We start from the raw sequence: 18,646 nt of genomic DNA, 5'->3' as shown, positions 1-18,646 counted from the left end.
ATCAAGCTCTCTCGATCAGGTCGTCGGGGCCGAAGGCGTCCGGGAGGACGTCCGACATGGGCAGGACGCCGCGGACGGTCTCCAGCAGCATCGGCGCGCCGCCGTGCTCCCACAGGAGCTGGCGGCAGCGCCCGCACGGCATCACCGGGTCGCCGTGCTTGTCGACCACCGACACCGCGACGAGGCGGGGCCGCTCGCCCTTGCCGGGGCCGTGCAGCGCCGACACGAGCGAGCACTCGGCGCACAGCCCGACCCCGTACGAGGCGTTCTCGACATTGCAGCCAGTGATGATCCGGCCGTCGTCCACCAGCGCGGCGGCGCCGACCGGGAACCCGGAGTACGGGCAGTACGCACGCGTCATCGCCTCCCGCGCGGCGGTGCGCAGGCCAGGCCAGTCGATCTCCATGAGAGTCATCTTGCCTCGCCTCGCCTGTAGCGCACGCCGTTGGCCGCGGGCATGCGGAGGCGCTGGCTGGCCAGGGCCAGGACGAGCAGCGTCGTCAGGTGCGGTGTGAAGGAGACCAGCTCACCGGGGACGATCTCGCTCATCAGGAACCAGACGAGCAGCCCGGCCGCCGCCACCAGCGACAGCACCGCGCCGAGGTAGGCGTTGCGGACCTCGCGGCGGCCGAGGTCGGTGACGATCTGGCCGCGCAGCCGGTTCGCCCGCAGCGCCTGCCAGACCGCGACGCCGATCAGCAGGATCGCGACGAACAGCAGCAGCGCGTGGACGGCCTGCCCGCCGCCGCGCACGTTCATCGCGTCGGTGTAGCCGAACAGCAGCGAGCCCGCGGCGAGCCCGCCCGGCCGCCAGTTGCCGAAGATCATGGCGGCGAGGCCGATGAAGCCGCGGCCGTTGGTCTGGCCGTCCTGGTAGAGCGGGGCGGCGACGGTGACGAGGAACGCGCCGGCGAGGCCAGAGAACGCGCCCGAGATGACCACGGCCGCGTACTTCATCCGGTACACCTGCACGCCGAGCGACTCGGCCGCGTACGGGTCCTCGCCGCAGGAGCGGATGCGCAGGCCGAACGGGGTCCGCCACAGGATCAGGAAGCTGAGCGGGACGAGCAGCAGCGACACCAGCGTCAGCAGCGACATGTCGCTGGTCAGCCCGCGGGCGATGCCGGCGATGTCCGACAGCAGGAACCAGTGGCGGCCCTCCAGCGAGCCGAGCCAGTCGGGGCTCTGCCAGCCGCCGATCTTGCCGCCGGACAGCACCGGCAGCGTCAACGTCATGATCGGATCGACCGGCGGGGACTGCCGGGGCCCGCCGCCGAGCGCCTTCGCCGCGCCCGTGTCGAAGATCAGTCCGGCCAGGAACTGGGTCAGCCCCAGCCCGAGGATGTTGATCGCGACACCGGACACGATGTGGTCGACGCCGAACGACACGGTCGCGATGGCGTGCAGCAGCCCGCCGAGCGCGCCGCCGATGATCCCGGCGAGGACGCCGATCCACGGGCCCCACTGGTAGCCGGCCCACGCGCCCGTCCAGGTGCCGAGGATCATCATGCCCTCGAGACCGATGTTGATCACACCGGACCGCTCCGACCAGAGCCCGCCGAGCCCGGCCAGGAAGATCGGCACGGCGAGGCGCAGCGCGGCGCTGACCGTCCCGCTGGAGGTCACCGGGTCGGCGTCGTCGATGACGCGGACCAGCGACAGCAGCACCAGCAGCCCGGAGCCGATCAGCAGGTAGTGCGGCCAGCGCAGCCTGATCTTGCCCTTGGCGGCCTTCACGGTGGCCACCGCCTCGGTCGCGGCGCTCATGAGGCGCTCCCAGCGGCCTCGCGGGCCAGGTCGTGGCCGGTGGCCAGTTCGGCGGCGACGGCCCGCTGCTGCAGCCGGATCTCCCAGCGCCGGACGAGCTCGTACACGATGACGACGGTCAGCACGACCACGCCCTGCATGACCCCGACGATCTCCTTCGGCACGTCGACCTCCTGGAGCACGTCGGAGGTCTGGTCGAGGAACGCGAACAGCAGCGCGGCGAGCGCGATGCCGGCCGGATGGTTGCGGCCGAGCAGCGCCACCGTGATGCCGGTGAAGCCGAGCCCGGCCGGGAAGTTCAGCGAGTACTCGTAGGACGCGCCGAGCAGCTCCGGCATGCCGATCAGGCCGGCCACCACGCCGGACGCGATCATCGTGTAGACGATCATGCGGCGGGCGTTGACGCCGCTGGCCTGCGCGGCGGACGCCGACAGCCCCGACACCTTCAGGTCGAAGCCGAACCGGGTGTAGTTGATCACGACCCAGAACACGATCCCGACGAGGACCGCGAGCGGCAGCAGCCCGTACACGTCGCCGGGCAGGTCGATGCCGAGCGAGGACAGGAAGCCGTTCAGCGGCCCGACCCGTCCCGACTCGGGGATCTGCGCGGTCGCGACGTTGTTGCTGCCCGGCCGCACCTCGGCGAGCCGCTTGTCGTTCAGCAGGTAGGCGATGACGCCGGTCGCGATCGCGTTCAGCATGATCGTGGACAGCACCTCGCTGACCCCGCGGGTCACCTTCAGCACGCCCGCGATCGCGGCCCACAGCCCGCCGACCACCATCGCCGCGACGATCACCAGCAGCTGGCCGAACGGCGCGGGCAGCGTGATCGCGCCGCCGAGCGCGGCGGCGAGGAACGCGGCGATCCGGTACTGGCCGTCCACGCCGATGTTCAGCAGCGCCATCCGGAAGCCGATCGCCACCGCGACCGCCGACAGGTAGTACCGGGTCGCGCGGTTGACGATGTCGACGATCGAGTTCTCGGTGGTGCCGTAGTCGATCATGCTCTGGATCGAGCTGATCGGGTCGGCGCCGGTGACCCGCAGCAGGATCATCGTGATGCCGAGCGAGATCAGCAGCGCCAGCACCGGCGCGCCGATCTTCAGGCCGAGCCCGGTCGGGCCCAGCCCGCGCAGGATCGCCTTCCACGCCGGCACCGGCTCCGGGACGCCCTTCCCGGCGTCCTTGCCGGCGTCCTTGCCGTCGGCGGGCGGTACGTCCTTCGACAGGCTCTTCGGCGCGTCCTTCGACGCGTCCTCGGGGGGCTCGGGGGGTTCGCCGCCGCCCGGGGGCGTCGGGTCCTTCGGCTCGCTCATGAGGCGCCGCCCGCGCCGGTCATCGCGGAGCCGAGCTCCTCGGGGGTGACGGTCCGCGGATCGACCTCCGCGACCAGCCGGCCCCGCAGGATCACGTGCAGGGTGTCGGACATACCGATGAGTTCCTCAAGATCGGCGCTGATCAGCAGCACGGCCAGCCCGTCCGCGCGGGCCTGCCGCAGGTAGTCCCAGATGGCGGCCTGGGCGCCGACGTCGATGCCGCGCGTCGGGTGCGCGGCGATCAGCAGGTGCGGGTCGCCGGACATCTCCCGGCCGACGATGAGCTTCTGCTGGTTGCCGCCCGACAGCGCGGCGGCGGGCACCTCGATGCCCGGCGTCCGGACGTCGTACTCGCGGACGATCCGCGTCGTGTCGCGGCGGGCGCCGCGCCGGTCCGTCCAGGGGCCGCGGACGTTCGGCCTGCGGGTCTGGTGGCCGAGCATCCGGTTCTCCCAGAGCGTCCCCTCCAGGATGAGCCCGTGCCGGTGCCGGTCCTCGGGGATGTAGGCGATGCCGGCCTCGCGGCGCCGGCGGGTCGCCCAGTGCGCGATGTCGTCGCCGCCGTACACGATCGTCCCGGCGTCGGCGTTGCGGATGCCCATGATCGCTTCGATGAGCTCGGTCTGCCCGTTGCCCTCGACCCCGGCCAGCCCGACGATCTCGCCGCGCCGGATGCGCAGCGACACGTCGTCCACCACGGGACGGCCCTCGGGGGTCAGCACCGTCAGCCCGCCGATGTCCAGCTGGACGTCCTCGGTGACGGTCGACTCGCGCAGCTCGGGGGTGGGCAGCTCGGACCCGACCATCAGCTCGGCGAGCCGCCGGGAGGTGACCTCGGCGGGGTCGAGCCGGGTCGCGACGGTGGTGCCGCGCCGGATCACCGAGATGGTGTCGGCGACGGCGAGCACCTCGTCCAGCTTGTGCGAGATGAACAGCACGGTGAGGCCCTCGGCGCGCAGCTCCCGCAGGTTGCCGAACAGCTCGTCGACCTCCTGCGGGACGAGCACCGCGGTCGGCTCGTCCAGGATCAGCACGCGGGCGCCCCGGTACAGCACCTTGAGGATCTCCACGCGCTGCCGCTCGCCGACGCCGAGGTCCTCCACCAGGGTGTCGGGGTCGACGCGCAGCCCGTACGCCCGCGCCATCTCCTTGATCTTGGCGCGGGCGGCGGCGAAGTCGATCCGGCCGCGCCGCCACCCCTTCCCGCGGGGCTCCGCGCCGAGGACCACGTTCTCCAGCACGGTCAGGTTGTCGGCCAGCTTGAAGTGCTGGTGGACCATGCCGATGCCGCGGCCGATCGCGTCGGCCGGGGTCCGGAAGGAGACCTGCTCGCCGTCGACCTCGATGGTGCCCTCGTCCGGCCGCTGCATCCCGTAGAGGATCTTCATCAGCGTGGACTTGCCGGCGCCGTTCTCGCCGCAGAGCGCGTGCACCTCGCCGCGCTCGATGGTGAGGTTGATGTCGCGGTTGGCCACCACTCCGGGGAACCGCTTGGTGATCGATGTCAGCCGCACGGCCGGCACCTGGTCAGGCACGAGTGCCCCTCCTCCTGCCTCGAACGTGCACGGAAGGCGCCGCGGGACGGGGCCGGGGACACGCCGCCGCACCGGGGGCCGCCCGCCTGGACGGCTCCCGGTGCGCGGTCGCTGCCGGGTGGTGCGGCCTCACGCCGCCACCGCGCGGGGGAACGTCCCCGCACTCCCCGATCGCCGGCTCACGCCTTGGTCGGGACCTTGATCTCGCCGCTGACGATCTTGGCCTTGAGCTCGTCCAGCTTGGCCTTGATGTCGTCGACGTTGCCGCCGGACGTCGAGTAGCCGACCCCGTCGTTCTTCAGGTCGTACGTCGTCGTGCCGGCCTTGAAGGTGCCCTTGGCGACGCTCTCGACGAAGTCGAACACCGAGAGGTCGACGTGCTTCACCATCGAGGTGAGGATGTGCTGCTTCACCCCGGCGACCGCGGGCTGGTTGTACTGGTCGGAGTCGACGCCGATGGCCCACTTGCCGGCCGCGCCGACCGTCTTGATGACGCCGATGCCGGCGCCGCCCGCGGCGTGGTAGATGACGTCCGCGCCCTGGTCGAGCTGGCCCTTGGCGGCCTCGTTGCCGAGGCTGGTGTCCTTGAAGCCGTTGAAGTTCGGCGGCTGCGTCAGGTACTTCGCCGGCAGGATCTTGATGCCCGGCTTGGCGGCCTTCGCGCCGGCCTCGTACCCGGCCTGGAACTTGTGGATCAGCGGCACGTTGACGCCGCCGATGAAGCCGATCGTGCCGGACTTGGACTTCAGCGCGGCGGCCGCGCCGACCAGGAAGGAGCCCTGCTCCTCGGCGAAGCAGGCGCCGCTGACGTTGGCGCCCTCGACCTTGCACTGGTCGGCGTCGACGACGAGGAACTTGGTGTTCGGGAAGTCCTTGGCGACCTTGACGATCGAGGTGGTGTAGGCGAACCCGACACCGATGATCGGGTTGTAGCCCTTGTTGGCCAGCAGCCGCAGGCGGGACTCCTTGTCGGAGTCCGGCTCGTCCGGCTTGGCCGAGATCTCCTCGGTCTGGACGTCCAGGTCCTGCTTGGCCTTGTCGAGGCCCGCGGCGGCCGAGTCGTTGAAGGACTGGTCGCCGCGGCCGCCGATGTCGAAGGCCAGACCGATCTTGAGGGTCTTCTTGCCGCCCTCGTCACCGCCACCGGTGTCCGCCTTCTTGCCGCCGCACGCGGAAGCGCTGAGCAGCAGCGCCGCACCCGTCACGGTGACGAGCGAAGTCTTCAGTCCACGGCGCAAGGTAGCGCTCCTTCCGTTCCCCACCCACGGTCCGGTGACCGATGCGGTCACCGAAATCGATGGGACGCTACCTCGCGAATGAGGGCAAACTTCCCGCCTGCACCGATTCGCAACAGGTCCGTTACCAATGCGTACGCATATCGCCACAGGTCAGCGGCGCGGCCACGGTCCTGAGCGGGCGCGGGCCGACGTGGGGGACGCGCCGCGGCACAGGTCACCGGAAAGGGGAACGGGCGGTCACGCACGGTGACCGCGGCGGCAGATCAGGCCAGCGCGGCACCTTCGATCGGCTCGCTGTCGCCGGGCCGGCCGCCCTCCCACAGCGCGGTCAGCGCGGTCGCGCTCAGCACCCGCAGGCCGACCGCGATGCACCGCTCGTCGACGTCGAAGTCGCCGCGGTGCAGGTCGTACTCGCCGGGCGAGCCGGGGGTGCGGACGCCGAGCCGGGCCAGCGCGCCGGGGATCGACTCCAGGTACCAGCCGAAGTCCTCGCCGCCGAGGCTCTGCGGGGTCGGCACGACGCCGTCCTCGTCCATCACCTGCGCGGCGGCGTCGCGGAACATCTGCACGCTGGCCGCCTCGTTCACGGTCGGCGGGACGCCCCGGACGTACTCCAGCGACGCCTCCACGTCGTAGGCGGCGGCGACCGACTGCAGCAGCGCCTTCATCATCTCCGGCGCGCGGTGCCACGCCTCGTCGTCCAGGCAGCGGACGGTGCCCTCGGCGATGCCGTCGTCGGGGATCGCGTTGGCGACGGACCCGGCCGACACCCGCCCCCACACCAGCGACAGGCTGGAGCGCGGGTCGACGCGCCGCGACAGCGCGGACGGCAGCTCGGTGACGATCTTGGCGAGCGCGTACACCAGGTCGGCGGTCAGGTGCGGCCGGGCGGTGTGCCCGCCGGGGCCGGTGACCTTGACGTACACCTTGTCGCAGGCCGCGGTGATCGGGCCGGTGCGCAGCCCCAGCTGGCCGACCTCGATGCGCGGGTCGCAGTGCAGCGCGAACGCGCGGTCGACGCCCGCGATGCCGCCGGCGGCCATCACGTCCAGCGCCCCGCCGGGGGTCTCCTCGGCGGGCTGGAACAGCAGCCGGACCCGGCCCGGCAGCAGCCCGGCCTCGGCCTGCTGCGCGAGGAACAGGCCCGCGCCCAGCACCATCACGGTGTGCACGTCGTGGCCGCACGCGTGCGCGACGCCGGGGACGGTCGACCGGTACGGGACGCCCTCCTTCTCGTCGTGCAGCGGGAGCGCGTCGATGTCGGCCCGCAGCGCGACCGTGGTGCCGTCGGCGGGGCCGATGTCGCAGAACAGCCCGGTGCCCTTCGGCAGGATCACCGGGTCGAGGCCGGCGGCGCGCAGCCGCTCGGCGATCTTCGCGGTGGTGCGGTGCTCGGCGTAGCCCAACTCGGGGTGCGCGTGCAGGTCGCGGCGGAAGGCGATCAGCTCGGCCTCGTGCGCGGCGAGGAAGGCGTCGAGCTCCGGCTGCAGGACGGCGCCGCCGAGCGGCACCGGCGCCGTGCGGGCCGCTTCGGCGGGCACGGCGGGCACGGGGGCGGGCACGGCGGCGTCGGGCAGGGCGGTCGCGTCGGCGGGCGGGGCGGCCGCGGGCGCCGCGTCACCGGGTGCCGCGGGCCCGGTCAGGCGGCCGGCGGCGCCGGCCTCCCGGTCCACGTGGTCCGCGGCGGTGGGTGGTTCAAGGCCGGGCATCACCCCGGGTCCCGGATATGTCATCTGCGCCCCCTGCGCGACGGCGGAGCCGAACGGCGCCCGCCCGGTGGTGCTCCCGTTCTCGGGAACGTTCTCTGCTACCTGTTCGCTCTTCGGCCTCTTCGCGTTCACCGGACCGGACGGGTTCGCGGGTCCGGCCTGGTCGGCGCGGCCGGAGGGATTCGCCGGCCCGACCCGCTCGGCGGGGCGGGCCGTCCGCTGCGGCCTGTCAGGCTCCGGCATGTACGACCTCCCCCAGTGTGACGAACCGGTCCTCCGCGAGCTCGGTGATCGCCGCGTCGACGATGTTCTCCAGCGTGCCGCCCGCGGCGCGGATCGCGCGCTGCCGCTCGTACGGGGCCCCGTGCTCCAGTACCTCGCCCGCGACCTTGAGCTCCTCGGCGCAGCCGAGCCGGTCGGCGACGGGCTCCAGCTCCCGGATCAGCTCGTAGAGTTCGTCGCGCAGCGGGGCGGTGCTGCCGCGGTCATCGGTGATCACGATCGCGTCCAGCCCGTATCGCGTCGCGCGCCACTTGTTGTCGCGCACCACCCAGGCGGCCGGGCGCGGCAGCGTGTAGCCCCGGTCGAGCTGCTGATCGAACAGCGTGACCAGGCTCTGGCACAGTGCGGCCGCCATCCCCACCTCGCGCATGGTGGGGATGCCGTCGAACATCCTGATCTCGATGGTGCCGAAGTCGGGATGCGGGCGGATGTCCCACCAGACCTCTTTGATGCTCCTTATGGTTCCCGAACGCATCAGCGTGGCCATGTAATCCTCGAAGGCCGCCCAGTCGTCTAGCAGGTGGGGCGGTCCGGCGGTCGGCATCTGGCCGAACACGACCGCCCGGCAGGACGCGAGGCCGGTGTCGCCGGCGCTCCAGAACGGGCTGGACGCCGTCAGGGCCAGGAAGTGCGGAAGGTAGGACGAGAGCGCGTTGATGATCGGGATGGCCTTGGCGCCGTCGGAGATGCCGACGTGGACGTGAACGCCGAAGGTCTGGATGCGGCGGGCCAGCCACTGCATCTCCTCGACCAGCTGGGCGTAGCGGCCCATGGGCGCCATCACGGCGTCCCGCCAGTCGCTGATCGGGTGGGTGCCGGTGCAGGCCAGCGCGATGCCGCGCTCGGCGGCGGCGCCCCGCAGCGCGGTGAGGGTGCCGGAGAGGTCGGCCTTGGCCTCGCCGACGGTGTCGCAGATGCCGGTCACGACCTCGACCATCGACTCCATCAGCTCGTGGCGGATCCGGGGGTTGTCGCCGTCGAGGCTGAGCGCGGGCAGGGCGGCGAGCACCTCGCGTGCGTCCTGCCGCAGGTGCCTGGTCTCCGCATCGACCAGCTGGATCTCCCACTCGACGCCGAGCGTCGCGCCGTTCGATGCGTTGAAGTCAATGGCCACGGCCAACCTCCGTCCACAATCCTTGCAGGTCGTTGCGTGGCACGTGGCGCAATTCAGCCAGCGGGTCCCTAAGCCTGGACAAACGCCGGTCCAGGTCACGTGTTCGCTCCATGATGGCGCTCGTGCCCGCCACCCTGCCGGATGTCCATGCCCTTTGCGGATCAATTGACTCATGCGGGCGGGGGGCGGACCTTCAGGGGTCCTACTTTCCGGTCATTGATCTTGTCCGGGACACCACTAGATCGAACTAGTCAGTCCGTCCCAAACTACCTTTCATGACGGACGGTAACCGGTACGGGGCGTCCCTTACATACCGTCATATCACGTTTGCGTCATCCGTCGCTTCCGTACCGTGCTTGCCGCGTTCGCGGTCGGGTACCCCTTCGCCGGATACGTCGCCTACTCTTCGGGGGAAGTCATGGGCGTTGGCCGCCTGCGCGCCGGGAGCGACCGCGCTCCCACGGGACGAAGGAGCGTCGGGAGCTTGCGAGCTGAGCGACGAAGGCCGGCCGGCGTCGGCCGCCGCGCCCTGACGGTGACAGTGGTTCCGCTCGCGGCGGCGTCCGTCGCCGCCGGCCCCGTCCTGGTCGCGGCTCCGGCCACGGCCGCCCCCGCTCGGCCGGGCGTTCCGGTCGCACCGCCGGTCACCGCCGCGCCCGCCACCCCCGTGCCCGCGGCCGAGACCGTCGGCGGGCCGAAACTGGCCGGCCGCGGCGTCATCGTCAACGCCGCCCCCGGCGTGCCCGCGCCGCCCAAGATCAAAGCCTCCTCGTACCTGATCGCGGACGCCGACACCGGCGAGGTCCTCGCCGCCAAGGACCCGCACGGCCGCTACCTCCCGGCGAGCACGATCAAGACGCTGACCGCGCTGGCGCTGATCCCCAAGCTGGACGCGAACCGGCTCGTCCGCCCCTCGCAGAAGGCGTGCGACGTCGAGGGCACCAAGGTCGGGCTGACCCCCAAGATGCAGTACAAGGTCTCCGACCTGTTCCACGCGATGCTGATGATGTCCGCCAACGACGCGGCGTACACGCTCGCCGAGGCGGACGGCGGGGTGCAGAAGACCCTCGCCCACATGAACGCCGAGGCCAAGCGGATCAACGCCCACGACACCCTCGCCGGGTCGCCGAACGGGCTCGACCGGGACCTCGGGCTGGACGTCCGCACCCAGCACACCTCCGCCTACGACCTGGCGCTGATCCTGCGGGAGGGCATGAAGAACCCCGCCTACCGCGCGTACATGCAGGCCATCGACTTCAACTTCCCGGCGCCGCCGACGAAGAAGGAGCGCAAGAAGGGCAAGAAGGTCGGCGGTTACCCGATCCACACCCACAACCACATGCTCGCGGGCGAGCGCCAGGCGTACCAGGGCATGATCGGCGGCAAGAACGGCTACACGATCGCCGCCCGGCAGACGTTCGTCGCGGAGGCGCGGCGCGGCGGGCACACGATCCTGATCTCGCTGATGCGGGCCGACCAGCCGCCGTCCCCGTACGCGGCCAAGCTGCTGGACTGGGGCTTCGCCGCGCGCGGCAAGGTCGAGCCGGTGGGCGTGCTCGTCCCGCCCGGCAAGATCGAGCAGGCGCGCAAGGACGCCGGCCCGGGCGGCGTGCTGCCGGACGGCCCGCTCGCCTCGGACGACTCGTCCCGCCGGTGGCTGCTGTTCGGCGGCGGCACGGCCGGCGCCCTGCTCGCGATCGCGGTGCTGTTCGTGGTGCTGCGCCGCCGGCGCCGCCTGGAGGCGGCCCGCTCGGCGTCCCGCGACATCGGCCGGTAGGTCAACGGCTCAGGTGCGCGGACGTCGCACCCGGCTCCCGCTCCTCGCGCTCCCGGCCCTGCCCCGGTTTCGGACCCTGCTCCGGTTTCGGACCCTGCTCCGGTTTCGGACCCTGCTCCGGTTTCGGTCCCTGCTCGCGTTCCGGACGGGCGGCGTCGCCGCCGGCCTCGGTCTCGCCGTCCGAGTCCTCCTCGGCGCGCTCCCGGAGGGCCTCGACCTCCGCCTCGTCGGCGCGGTTCTCCGGGTTCTCGGCGTCGGCGGTGAGGACGACGCGGCGGGTCGCCGTCCACGCGGCGGTGAACAGCGCGAACCGGGACACGATGTTGATCCACACCATCAGCCCGACCAGCACCGCGAACGTGCCGTAGACGGGGTTCTGCGTCGTCCGCCCGATGAGGATCGTCGCGATCTGCTTGAGGGCCTCGAAGCCGACCGCGCCGAACAGGGCGCCCCGGATGATCCGCCGCCACGGCGCCCGGGTGCCCGACAGCCGGCTGAACAGCACCAGGAACACCACGGTGTCGAACAGGATCGCGCAGGCCACCGACAGCAGCCGCAGCGCCGTCCCGGCCCCGGTGACGTCGTCCAGCGCCATCCAGTGCAGGACGGTGCCGGTGGCCGACGTCGTGACCGTCGTGACCGCCATGCCGCAGACGAGGATCACGCCGAGGAACACCAGCACGGCGGCGTCCCACAGCTTCTTGAGGAAGAAGTTGCCGCCGCCGCCCGGTTCGTTGCCCCAGATGTCGCGCAGCGACTCGCGCAGCACCTGCACCCAGCCGAGCCCGGTGAACAGCAGCGCGACCAGGCCGAGGATCCCGACGGCGGTCTTGGACTGGGCGATCTGCTCGACCTGGAGCCGGCCCCCGAGGCCGGGCAGCTGCGAGTCGATCGCCCGGACGAAGTAGTCGCGGACCTGCTCGCTGACCCCGACGACGTAGCCGAGCAGCGAGTACGCGAGCGCCAGCAGCGGGAAGAACGACAGGAACGCGTAGCAGGTGAGGGCGGCGGCGAGCCGGTCGCCGCGCCGCTCCTGGTAGCGCTCGAACGCGCGGGCCTGGTGGTCGAACCACCGCGAGCGGTCGCGCGCGCCGCGCAGCAGGTCCTTTCCCTTACCGAACAGGGACTCGATCCGGCCCTGCACGCTATTGATCACCTGCCGCATGTACGCACCGTACCCACTCCGGGCCGCCCGATACCGCGTACGGTAATCGGCCGTTAAACGCAGCGTTTAGGGCCGGGCGGGGGCGCCCCGCCTCAGAGGCGGCGGCCGGGGGCGGGGACGGCGCCGTCGCCGAACACGAAGTCGCAGTGGCGGCGCCACACGCCGTCCAGCCCGTGCTCGTAGAGGGAGAACCCCCACACCTCGAAGTCGGCGCCGTAGGCGGCGAGCTCCTTGAACGCGCGGTCCATGACGTCGTCGGGCAGGTGGTGGGCGATCGTCACGTGCGGGTGGTACGGGAACGGCAGCGGACGCGCCAGCGGACCCGACAGAACCTTCGCCTGGACGCGCTCGCAGCCGCCGATTCCCTCGGCCAGCGCCACGAACACCACCGGCGACACCGGTCGGAACGTTCCGCTGCCGCGCAACCTGATCGGGAAGGGCCGCTCGGTGCGCGCGACGGCCAGCAGATGCCGCTGGATGCCGTCCATCGCCGCCTCGTCCACCTCGGTCGGCGGGAGCAGCGTGATGTGCGTCGGGATCGCGTGCGCGAGCGGGTCGCCGAACGAGGCGCGCCGCGACTGCAGGTAGGAGCCGTGCGGGTCGGGGATCGGGATCGCGACGCCGATCGCGCGGCGGCCCGGCGCCGGCCGGGCGGTGATGCCGCCGGTCATCGTGGTCTCGGCCGCGGAGAGGCCCTCCCCCGGGCCCTCCGCGGCGTCGTCGAGTGCGGCGCGGTCAGCGACCACGTCCCACGAATCCCACCCGTTCGCGCACGGTCTCCATCGTCCGCACGGCGACCTCGGAAGCGCGCTCGGCGCCGCGGGCGAGGAGCCGGTCGAGATGGTCCTCGTCGTCCAGCAGCTTGAGGGTGCGCTCCCGGATCGGCGTGAACGTGTCGAGGACGACCTGCGCGAGGTCCTTCTTGAACTGCCCGTACCCGGAGCCGGCGTAGCGGGCCTCCAGGTCGGGGATGGACGTGCCCTCCAGCGCGGAGTAGATCCGCAGCAGATTGGTGACGCCGGCCTTCTTCTCCTCGTCGTAGACGACCTCGGAGCCGGTGTCGGTGACCGCGCGCATGATCTTCTTGCGCATGGGGCCCGGCTCCTCCAGCACGTCGAGAATGCCCTGCGGGGAGGACGCCGACTTGCTCATCTTCGCGCCCGGCTCCTGCAGGTCGGTGATCTTGGCGGCGCCCTCGGGAATGTGGGCGTCCGGCAGGACGAACGTCTCCCCGAACCGGTGGTTGAAACGCTGCGCGAGGGTGCGGGTCAGTTCCAGGTGCTGCCGCTGGTCCTCCCCGACGGGGACGCGCAGCGGGCGCCCGGCCGCCGGGTCGGGCGTGTAGAGCAGGATGTCGGCGGCCTGCAGGATCGGGTACGTGAACAGGCCGACGCTCGTCCCGCTGGTGCCCTGCTTGGACGACTTGTCCTTGAACTGGGTCATGCGGCCCGCCTCGCCGAACCCGGTGAGGCAGCTGAGCACCCACGCCAGCTCGGCGTGCTCGGGGACGTGGCTCTGCACGAACACCGCGGAGCGGTCCGGGTCGATGCCCATGGCGAACAGCTGCGCGGCGGCGACCTTTGTGCGGCGGCGCAGCAGCTCCGGGTCGTGCTCGACGGTGATCGCGTGCAGGTCGACCACGCAGTAGAACGCCTCGTGCGTGTCCTGCATGGCGACCCACTGCCGGAGCGCGCCCAGGTAGTTGCCGAGGTGGAACGAGTCGGCGGTGGGCTGGATGCCGGACAGCACCCGCGGCGGGGCCGCGGTGGTTCCGGCGTCGGACGCTTCGGGAGTGGGCGCTTCGGGCATCTGCACGGACCGATTCTCTCAGGTGTCATCGGGAGCGCCGCCGCCGGTCGCCGGCCCGCGGGAGGGGCCGCCGGCGGCGTCGCCGGGCACCGCCCGCGGGGTCGCGGACGGCGTGCCGGGCGGCGCGGGCACGGCCTGCGGCGCCGCGCGCGGCATGACGCGCACGCGGGCCACCCGCCGGCCGTCCATCCGGGCCACCGCGAGGCGGCGGCCCGCGGCCTCCACCGAGTCGCCCTCGGCGGGCACCCGGCGCAGCACCGCCATGATGTGCCCGGCGACCGTCTCGTACGGCCCGTCCGGCAGCCGGATGCCGGTCTCGGCGGCGAAGTCGTCCAGGTTGAGCAGGCCGTCCACCTCGACCACTCCGCCGTGCAGGCGCCGTGCCTGCGCGTCCTGCACATCATATTCGTCGCGGATGTCGCCGATGAGTTCCTCGAGGAGGTCCTCCATGGTGACGATTCCGGCCACCCCGCCGTACTCGTCGGTGACGATCGCCAGGTGGCAGCCCTCCCGGCGCATCTCCGACAGCGCGGGCAGTACCCGCTTCGACGGCGGCAGGAACTTCACCGGACGCACCAGATCGCCCACCGGGACGTCCCCGGCGGGCGCGTCGGGGCCGTCCGTGACGAGCAGGTCGCGGATGTGGACGAACCCGATCACCTCGTCGTGGGAGTCGCGGCAGACGGGGAAGCGGGAGTGCGGGCTGCGCGCGGCGAGCCGCGCGGCGGCGGTGAGGGTGAGCTCCGCGTCCAGGAACACGACCTCGGTGCGCGGCACGAGGACCTCGCGCAGCGGCCGCTCGCCCGCCGCGAACACCTCCCCGATGAGGGTGCGCTCGTCGGCGGTGAGCTGGGTGTTCCCGGCCACGAGGGCCCGCATCCGCTCCGCGGTGATCTCCTCGCGCAGCGCGCGCGGGTCGCCGCCCGACAGCCGCACGACGAGATCGGCGGAGCGCGACAGCAGCCACACCAGCGGGCGCGCGGGCCCCGCGGGCGGCCGCGGGGGCGTCCCGGGCGGCGTCCGGTCCATGCGTTCAGCCTTCCCCGTTCGGGGTTGCGGATAGCCTGGTCTGGCCCCGCCGCCCGAGACTTTTCTGGAGGTTCGTCAGTGAAGCTGCTCGTCACCGGAGGCGCCGGCTATATCGGCAGCGTCGTCTCCGCACTGCTCCTGGAGGCGGGGCACGAGGTCGTCGTCCTGGACGACATGTCCACCGGGCACGAGGACGCGGTGCCCGAGGGCGCCCGGCTGGTGCGCGGCACGCTGCGCGACATGGCCGCCGACGTCCTCGCGGGCGCCGGGTTCGAGGCGGTGCTGCACTTCGCCGCCAGGTCGCTGGTCGGCGAGTCGGTGCAGAAGCCCGGCCTGTACTGGGACAAGAACCTCGGCGAGTCGCTGGCGCTGCTGGACGCGATGCGCGTCGCCGGCGTGCCCCGGATCGTGTTCTCCTCGACGGCCGCGACGTACGGTGAGCCGGAGTCGACGCCGATCCTGGAGACCGACCCGACCCGTCCGACCAACCCCTACGGCGCGTCCAAGCTGGCGATCGACACGGTCCTCACCGAGTACGCGCGGCTGCACGGCATCGGCGGGGTGTCGCTGCGGTACTTCAACGTGGCGGGCGCCTACGGGCGGCACGGCGAGCGGCACACCGTCGAGACCCACCTGATCCCCAACGTGCTGAAGATCGCGCAGGGCGACGGGGACGCGGTGAAGATGTTCGGCGACGACTACCCGACGGCCGACGGCACCTGCGTCCGCGACTACATCCACGTGATCGACCTGGGCCGCGCGCACCTGCTGGCGCTGGACGCCTGCGAGCCGGGCGCCCACCAGATCTTCAACCTGGGCAGCGGCACCGGCTACTCCGTCCGGGAGGTCGTGGAGGTGTGCCGCGAGGTCACCGGCCGCGAGATCCCGGCCGAGGTCGGGCCGCGCCGCGCCGGCGACCCGGCGGTGCTGATCGCCTCGTCCGACAAGATCCAGGCCCGGCTCGGCTGGAAGCCGGAGCGCGACCTGCGGACGATGGTCGACGACGCGTGGACCTTCCTGCGGTCCCGGTGACCGAGGGCCTGGCGGCGGCGTTCGGCGAGGCGTTCGGGCGCGCGCCGGACGGCGTGTGGCGCGCCCCGGGCAGGGTCAACCTGATCGGCGAGCACACCGACTACAACGACGGTTTCGTGCTGCCGTTCGCGCTGTCGCGCGGCGTGACGGTGGCGGCGGCGCGGCGCGACGACGGCGTGGTCGAGGTGCGGTCGCGGCAGGCGTCCACCGCCGTCACCGCGCCGGTGGACGGCCCGCCGGTCGTCTCCGAGGGGTGGCCCGCCGAGCGCGCGTGGGCCGCGTACCCGGTCGGCGTGGCGCGGGTGCTGCGCGAGCACGGCACGGGCGGCGCGTCCCTGCTGATCGACTCCGACCTCCCGCAGGGCGCGGGGCTGTCGTCGTCGGCCGCGCTGGAGTGCGCGACGGCGCTGGCCCTGTGCGACCTGCACGGCGTCGAGATCGACCGCCCGGCGCTGGCGCGGCTCGCGCAGCGCGCCGAGAACGAGCAGGTCGGCATGCCGTGCGGGCTGATGGACCAGTCCGCGTCGCTGCTGTGCAGGGCCGGGCACGCGCTGATGCTCGACTGCCGCAGCGGCCTGTCGTCGCAGGTCCCGTTCGACCCGGCGGCCGCCGGGCTGACGCTGCTGGTCGTCGACACGCGCGCCTCGCACGCCCTGACCGGCGGCGAGTACGGCCGGCGCCGCGCCGAATGCGAGGAGGCCGCGTCGCTGCTCGGCGTGGACGCGCTGCGCGACGTCAAGGACCTGGCCGCCGCGCTGGGCTCGCTGAAGGACCCGGTGCTGCGGCGCCGCGTCCAGCACGTCGTCACCGAGAACCACCGCGTCGAGGCCACCGTCGGCCTGCTGCGGGCCGGTGCCCTGCCGGAGTTCGGCGCGATGCTGAACGCCTCCCACCTGTCGCTGCGCGACCAGTTCGAGGTGTCGTGGCCGGAGGCGGACGCCACCGTGGACGCGGCGCTGCGGGCGGGCGCCCGCGGCGGCCGCATGGTCGGCGGCGGCTTCGGCGGCTCCGTCATCGTGCTGGCCCCCGCCGCCCGCGCGGAGCGGGTCGGCGAGGCCATCACGGCGGCCTACGAGAAGCGCGGCTGGACACCGCCGGGCTTCCTGGAGGCCGTCCCCTCGGACGGGGCGCGACGGGTCAGCTGAGCGCGGCCTTGATGTCCTCCAGGAGCCGGGCGGCGTCCTGGGCGGGCTCGGTCTGGTCGATGGCGGTGAAGCCGTCCACGGCGGCGGTCGCGTGCCCGGCCGCCTCGTCCAGGCGTCCCAGCCGGGCGAGGACGCGGGCCTGCTCGAAGGAGGTCAGGGCGGTCTCCCAGACGCGGACGGGCTCGTTGTCCGGGGGCAGGTCCGCGAGGGCGGCGCGGGCCGTCTCCATGGCGGCCGCCGCCTGCTCCCCCTCGCCGCTCCACATCAGGCACATCGCGGCGCGGCGGCGGGCGCGGACCACCCCGTAGGGGTCGCCGGCCTTCTCGTACGCCTCGGCGGCCTGCGCGTACCGTTCGGCGGCCTGCGCGTCGATGTCGAGGTTCGTCAGGACGTCGGCGGCCTCGTTCAGGAAGTGCGCGACGGCGTCGTGCTGCCCCTCCCTCGCAGCCTCCTCGGCGAGACCCGTGAACAGGGCGGCGGCGTCCTCCTCGCCGAGTTGCTTCTGCGCGTGCGCGAGGATCAGCCGGCAGCGGCGCCCGTTGTCGTCGTCGAGGTTCGGCAGCGCCTCCTCGGCGGCCTCGGCGGCCTCCAGGGCACGGTCCGTGGACAGGTAGGCGGCGGCCAGATCGACCCGCAGCTGGACGGCCTGCGGGTGCAGCCCCTCGGCCGTCCAGCCCGCGATGGCCTCCACCAGGTCGGCGACGGCGTCGGCGGCACGGTCGGCGTTCAGATGCGCGAGGCCCCGCTCGGTGTACGCGGCGGCGCGCATCGGCGACGGCTCGCGCAGCACGCCGATCACCTCGTCGAGCAGGGCGAACGCCTCGTCGCCGGGGCCGTCCTCCCGCCGGGCGAGGGTCCGCGCGAGCAGCAGCGCGGGCGAGGCGATGTGCTCGGGATCGCTGGACTCGCGCGCCGCCTCCAGGGAGCGGCGCAGCGCCGTGACCGCCTCGTCGCCCCGGTCGGTGAGCAGCAGCGCCTGCCCGCGCAGGAACCACAGCTCGCCCACATGCTCGCCGTCCGCCGCCACCTGGTCGAGCACGCCGAGAGCCTCGTCCGGACGATCACCCTTGACATGCGCGGTCGCGAGCCGCAGCAGCGCGGGCGCGGCGTCGCCGTCCTCGCCCGGATGCGCGGTGAAGTGCTCGGCGGACGCGACCACCTGCTCCATCCCGCCCTCGTCACCGAGTTCGAGCCGGATCATGCCGAGCCGGCCGAGCGTGCGGTGCCGCCGCGTCTCGTCGCCGAGCTCGCCGAACAGCCGGGCCGCCTCCGCCCAGCACTCGGCCGCGTTCTCCGCGTCCCCCTCGACGGCGTGCTCGACGCCCCGCGCGTCCAGCCGGCGCGCCTTCTGCAGCGGCGTCGGCTCGGCCGCCTCGGCGGCGGCGTCGAACCGCCGCCACGCCGCCAGCATCCCGGGCATGTCGCTCTTCTTGCGGTGCCGGTCGGCGATGTCGAGCAGCTCGTCGAGATCGGTCACGGCGGTGAGATCATCCGTCTCGGGCTCCGGCGGCCGGACGGGCGCCGGCGCCGCGGCGGGACGGCGGTGATGGGCGGCCAGCGGAACGAACTCGGCGACCGGTTCGGCGGCCAGCGTGCCGCGCACCTTGTCGCCCTGGCAGGACGTGCCGTTGCGGGCCCGTCCCGCGACCCCGGCGCGGTTGCCGCAGGCGGGGGAGGGCGACGCCTGGATCATCGCCGCCGAGGGCGACCAAGGCGTGGCCGACGCGC

At 72.9% G+C, this 18,646-nt stretch carries 15 protein-coding genes; 3 read left to right on the top strand and 12 right to left on the bottom strand.

Annotated elements, in window-relative coordinates:
- Window position 1: 1 nt before the first annotated feature.
- The 7 genes from AB0K34_RS34165 to AB0K34_RS34135 all read right to left on the bottom strand — a co-directional run bounded on the left by AB0K34_RS34165 (window position 2) and on the right by AB0K34_RS34135 (window position 8,961).
- A complete protein-coding gene (locus AB0K34_RS34165) occupies window positions 2-415 on the bottom strand; it encodes a cytidine deaminase (RefSeq protein WP_364553077.1) in 414 nt (137 codons plus the stop codon).
- Entirely contained in the window at window positions 412-1,767 is a 1,356-nt protein-coding gene (locus AB0K34_RS34160; protein WP_364553075.1) for an ABC transporter permease, read from the bottom strand. Before AB0K34_RS34160 ends, AB0K34_RS34165 begins: the two co-directional genes overlap by 4 nt.
- On the bottom strand, window positions 1,764-3,083 hold the full coding sequence (locus AB0K34_RS34155) for an ABC transporter permease (protein ID WP_364553073.1): 1,320 nt from the start codon (window positions 3,081-3,083) through the stop codon (window positions 1,764-1,766). Before AB0K34_RS34155 ends, AB0K34_RS34160 begins: the two co-directional genes overlap by 4 nt.
- Complete coding sequence (locus tag AB0K34_RS34150) at window positions 3,080-4,618, bottom strand: ABC transporter ATP-binding protein (RefSeq protein ID WP_301175139.1); 1,539 nt, start codon at window positions 4,616-4,618, stop codon at window positions 3,080-3,082. The genes AB0K34_RS34155 and AB0K34_RS34150 overlap by 4 nt, the downstream gene beginning before the upstream one ends.
- A gap of 179 nt (window positions 4,619-4,797) precedes the next feature.
- Window positions 4,798-5,856 (bottom strand): BMP family ABC transporter substrate-binding protein, encoded by a 1,059-nt coding sequence (locus tag AB0K34_RS34145; protein WP_240808359.1) that lies wholly within the window; start codon window positions 5,854-5,856, stop codon window positions 4,798-4,800.
- A gap of 263 nt (window positions 5,857-6,119) precedes the next feature.
- Window positions 6,120-7,346 (bottom strand): amidohydrolase, encoded by a 1,227-nt coding sequence (locus AB0K34_RS34140; RefSeq protein WP_301175184.1) that lies wholly within the window; start codon window positions 7,344-7,346, stop codon window positions 6,120-6,122.
- A 448-nt stretch (window positions 7,347-7,794) separates the two neighbouring features.
- Complete coding sequence (locus AB0K34_RS34135; protein ID WP_138641810.1) at window positions 7,795-8,961, bottom strand: glutamate--cysteine ligase; 1,167 nt, start codon at window positions 8,959-8,961, stop codon at window positions 7,795-7,797.
- Window positions 8,962-9,445: 484 nt separating this feature from the next.
- Between AB0K34_RS34135 and AB0K34_RS34130 the strand changes: the two genes are divergently transcribed.
- Window positions 9,446-10,738 carry a serine hydrolase gene (locus AB0K34_RS34130; RefSeq protein ID WP_364553070.1) on the top strand — a complete coding sequence of 431 codons (1,293 nt, stop codon included), beginning with the start codon at window positions 9,446-9,448 and terminating at the stop codon, window positions 10,736-10,738.
- A 1-nt stretch (window position 10,739) separates the two neighbouring features.
- Here the strand turns inward: AB0K34_RS34130 and AB0K34_RS34125 are convergent, their stop codons facing one another.
- The 4 genes from AB0K34_RS34125 to AB0K34_RS34110 form a co-directional block, all read right to left on the bottom strand.
- The gene (locus AB0K34_RS34125; RefSeq protein WP_364553068.1) at window positions 10,740-11,903 is read right to left on the bottom strand and encodes a YhjD/YihY/BrkB family envelope integrity protein; all 1,164 of its coding nucleotides are present in this window, start codon (window positions 11,901-11,903) and stop codon (window positions 10,740-10,742) included.
- 92 nt (window positions 11,904-11,995) lie between these two features.
- Entirely contained in the window at window positions 11,996-12,649 is a 654-nt protein-coding gene (locus AB0K34_RS34120; RefSeq protein WP_240808466.1) for a 2'-5' RNA ligase family protein, read from the bottom strand.
- Complete coding sequence (trpS, locus tag AB0K34_RS34115) at window positions 12,639-13,712, bottom strand: tryptophan--tRNA ligase (RefSeq protein WP_138640847.1); 1,074 nt, start codon at window positions 13,710-13,712, stop codon at window positions 12,639-12,641. Before trpS ends, AB0K34_RS34120 begins: the two co-directional genes overlap by 11 nt.
- A gap of 18 nt (window positions 13,713-13,730) precedes the next feature.
- Entirely contained in the window at window positions 13,731-14,741 is a 1,011-nt protein-coding gene (locus tag AB0K34_RS34110; RefSeq protein WP_138640845.1) for a hemolysin family protein, read from the bottom strand.
- Between the two features lie 78 nt (window positions 14,742-14,819).
- Here AB0K34_RS34110 and galE point away from each other — a divergent pair, with 78 nt between their 5' ends.
- Together galE and galK are read left to right on the top strand one after the other, a co-directional pair.
- Entirely contained in the window at window positions 14,820-15,773 is a 954-nt protein-coding gene (galE, locus tag AB0K34_RS34105; RefSeq protein WP_364553065.1) for a UDP-glucose 4-epimerase GalE, read from the top strand.
- On the top strand, window positions 15,749-16,918 hold the full coding sequence (gene galK, locus AB0K34_RS34100; protein ID WP_364553063.1) for a galactokinase: 1,170 nt from the start codon (window positions 15,749-15,751) through the stop codon (window positions 16,916-16,918). The genes galE and galK overlap by 25 nt, the downstream gene beginning before the upstream one ends.
- On the opposite strand, the gene AB0K34_RS34095 is transcribed toward galK, so the two are convergent.
- Window positions 16,911-18,646 (bottom strand): hypothetical protein (locus AB0K34_RS34095; RefSeq protein ID WP_364553062.1); only part of this gene is annotated, 1,736 nt, incomplete at its 5' end. The two genes, galK and AB0K34_RS34095, sit on opposite strands and share 8 nt — an antisense overlap.

The sequence above is a fragment of the Actinomadura sp. NPDC049382 genome (assembly GCF_040677125.1).
In the GTDB taxonomy this organism is placed as follows: domain Bacteria; phylum Actinomycetota; class Actinomycetes; order Streptosporangiales; family Streptosporangiaceae; genus Spirillospora; species Spirillospora geliboluensis.
The sequence above is the reverse complement of the archived record's forward strand: the minus strand, read 5'-3'. Positions and strand labels throughout refer to the sequence as shown.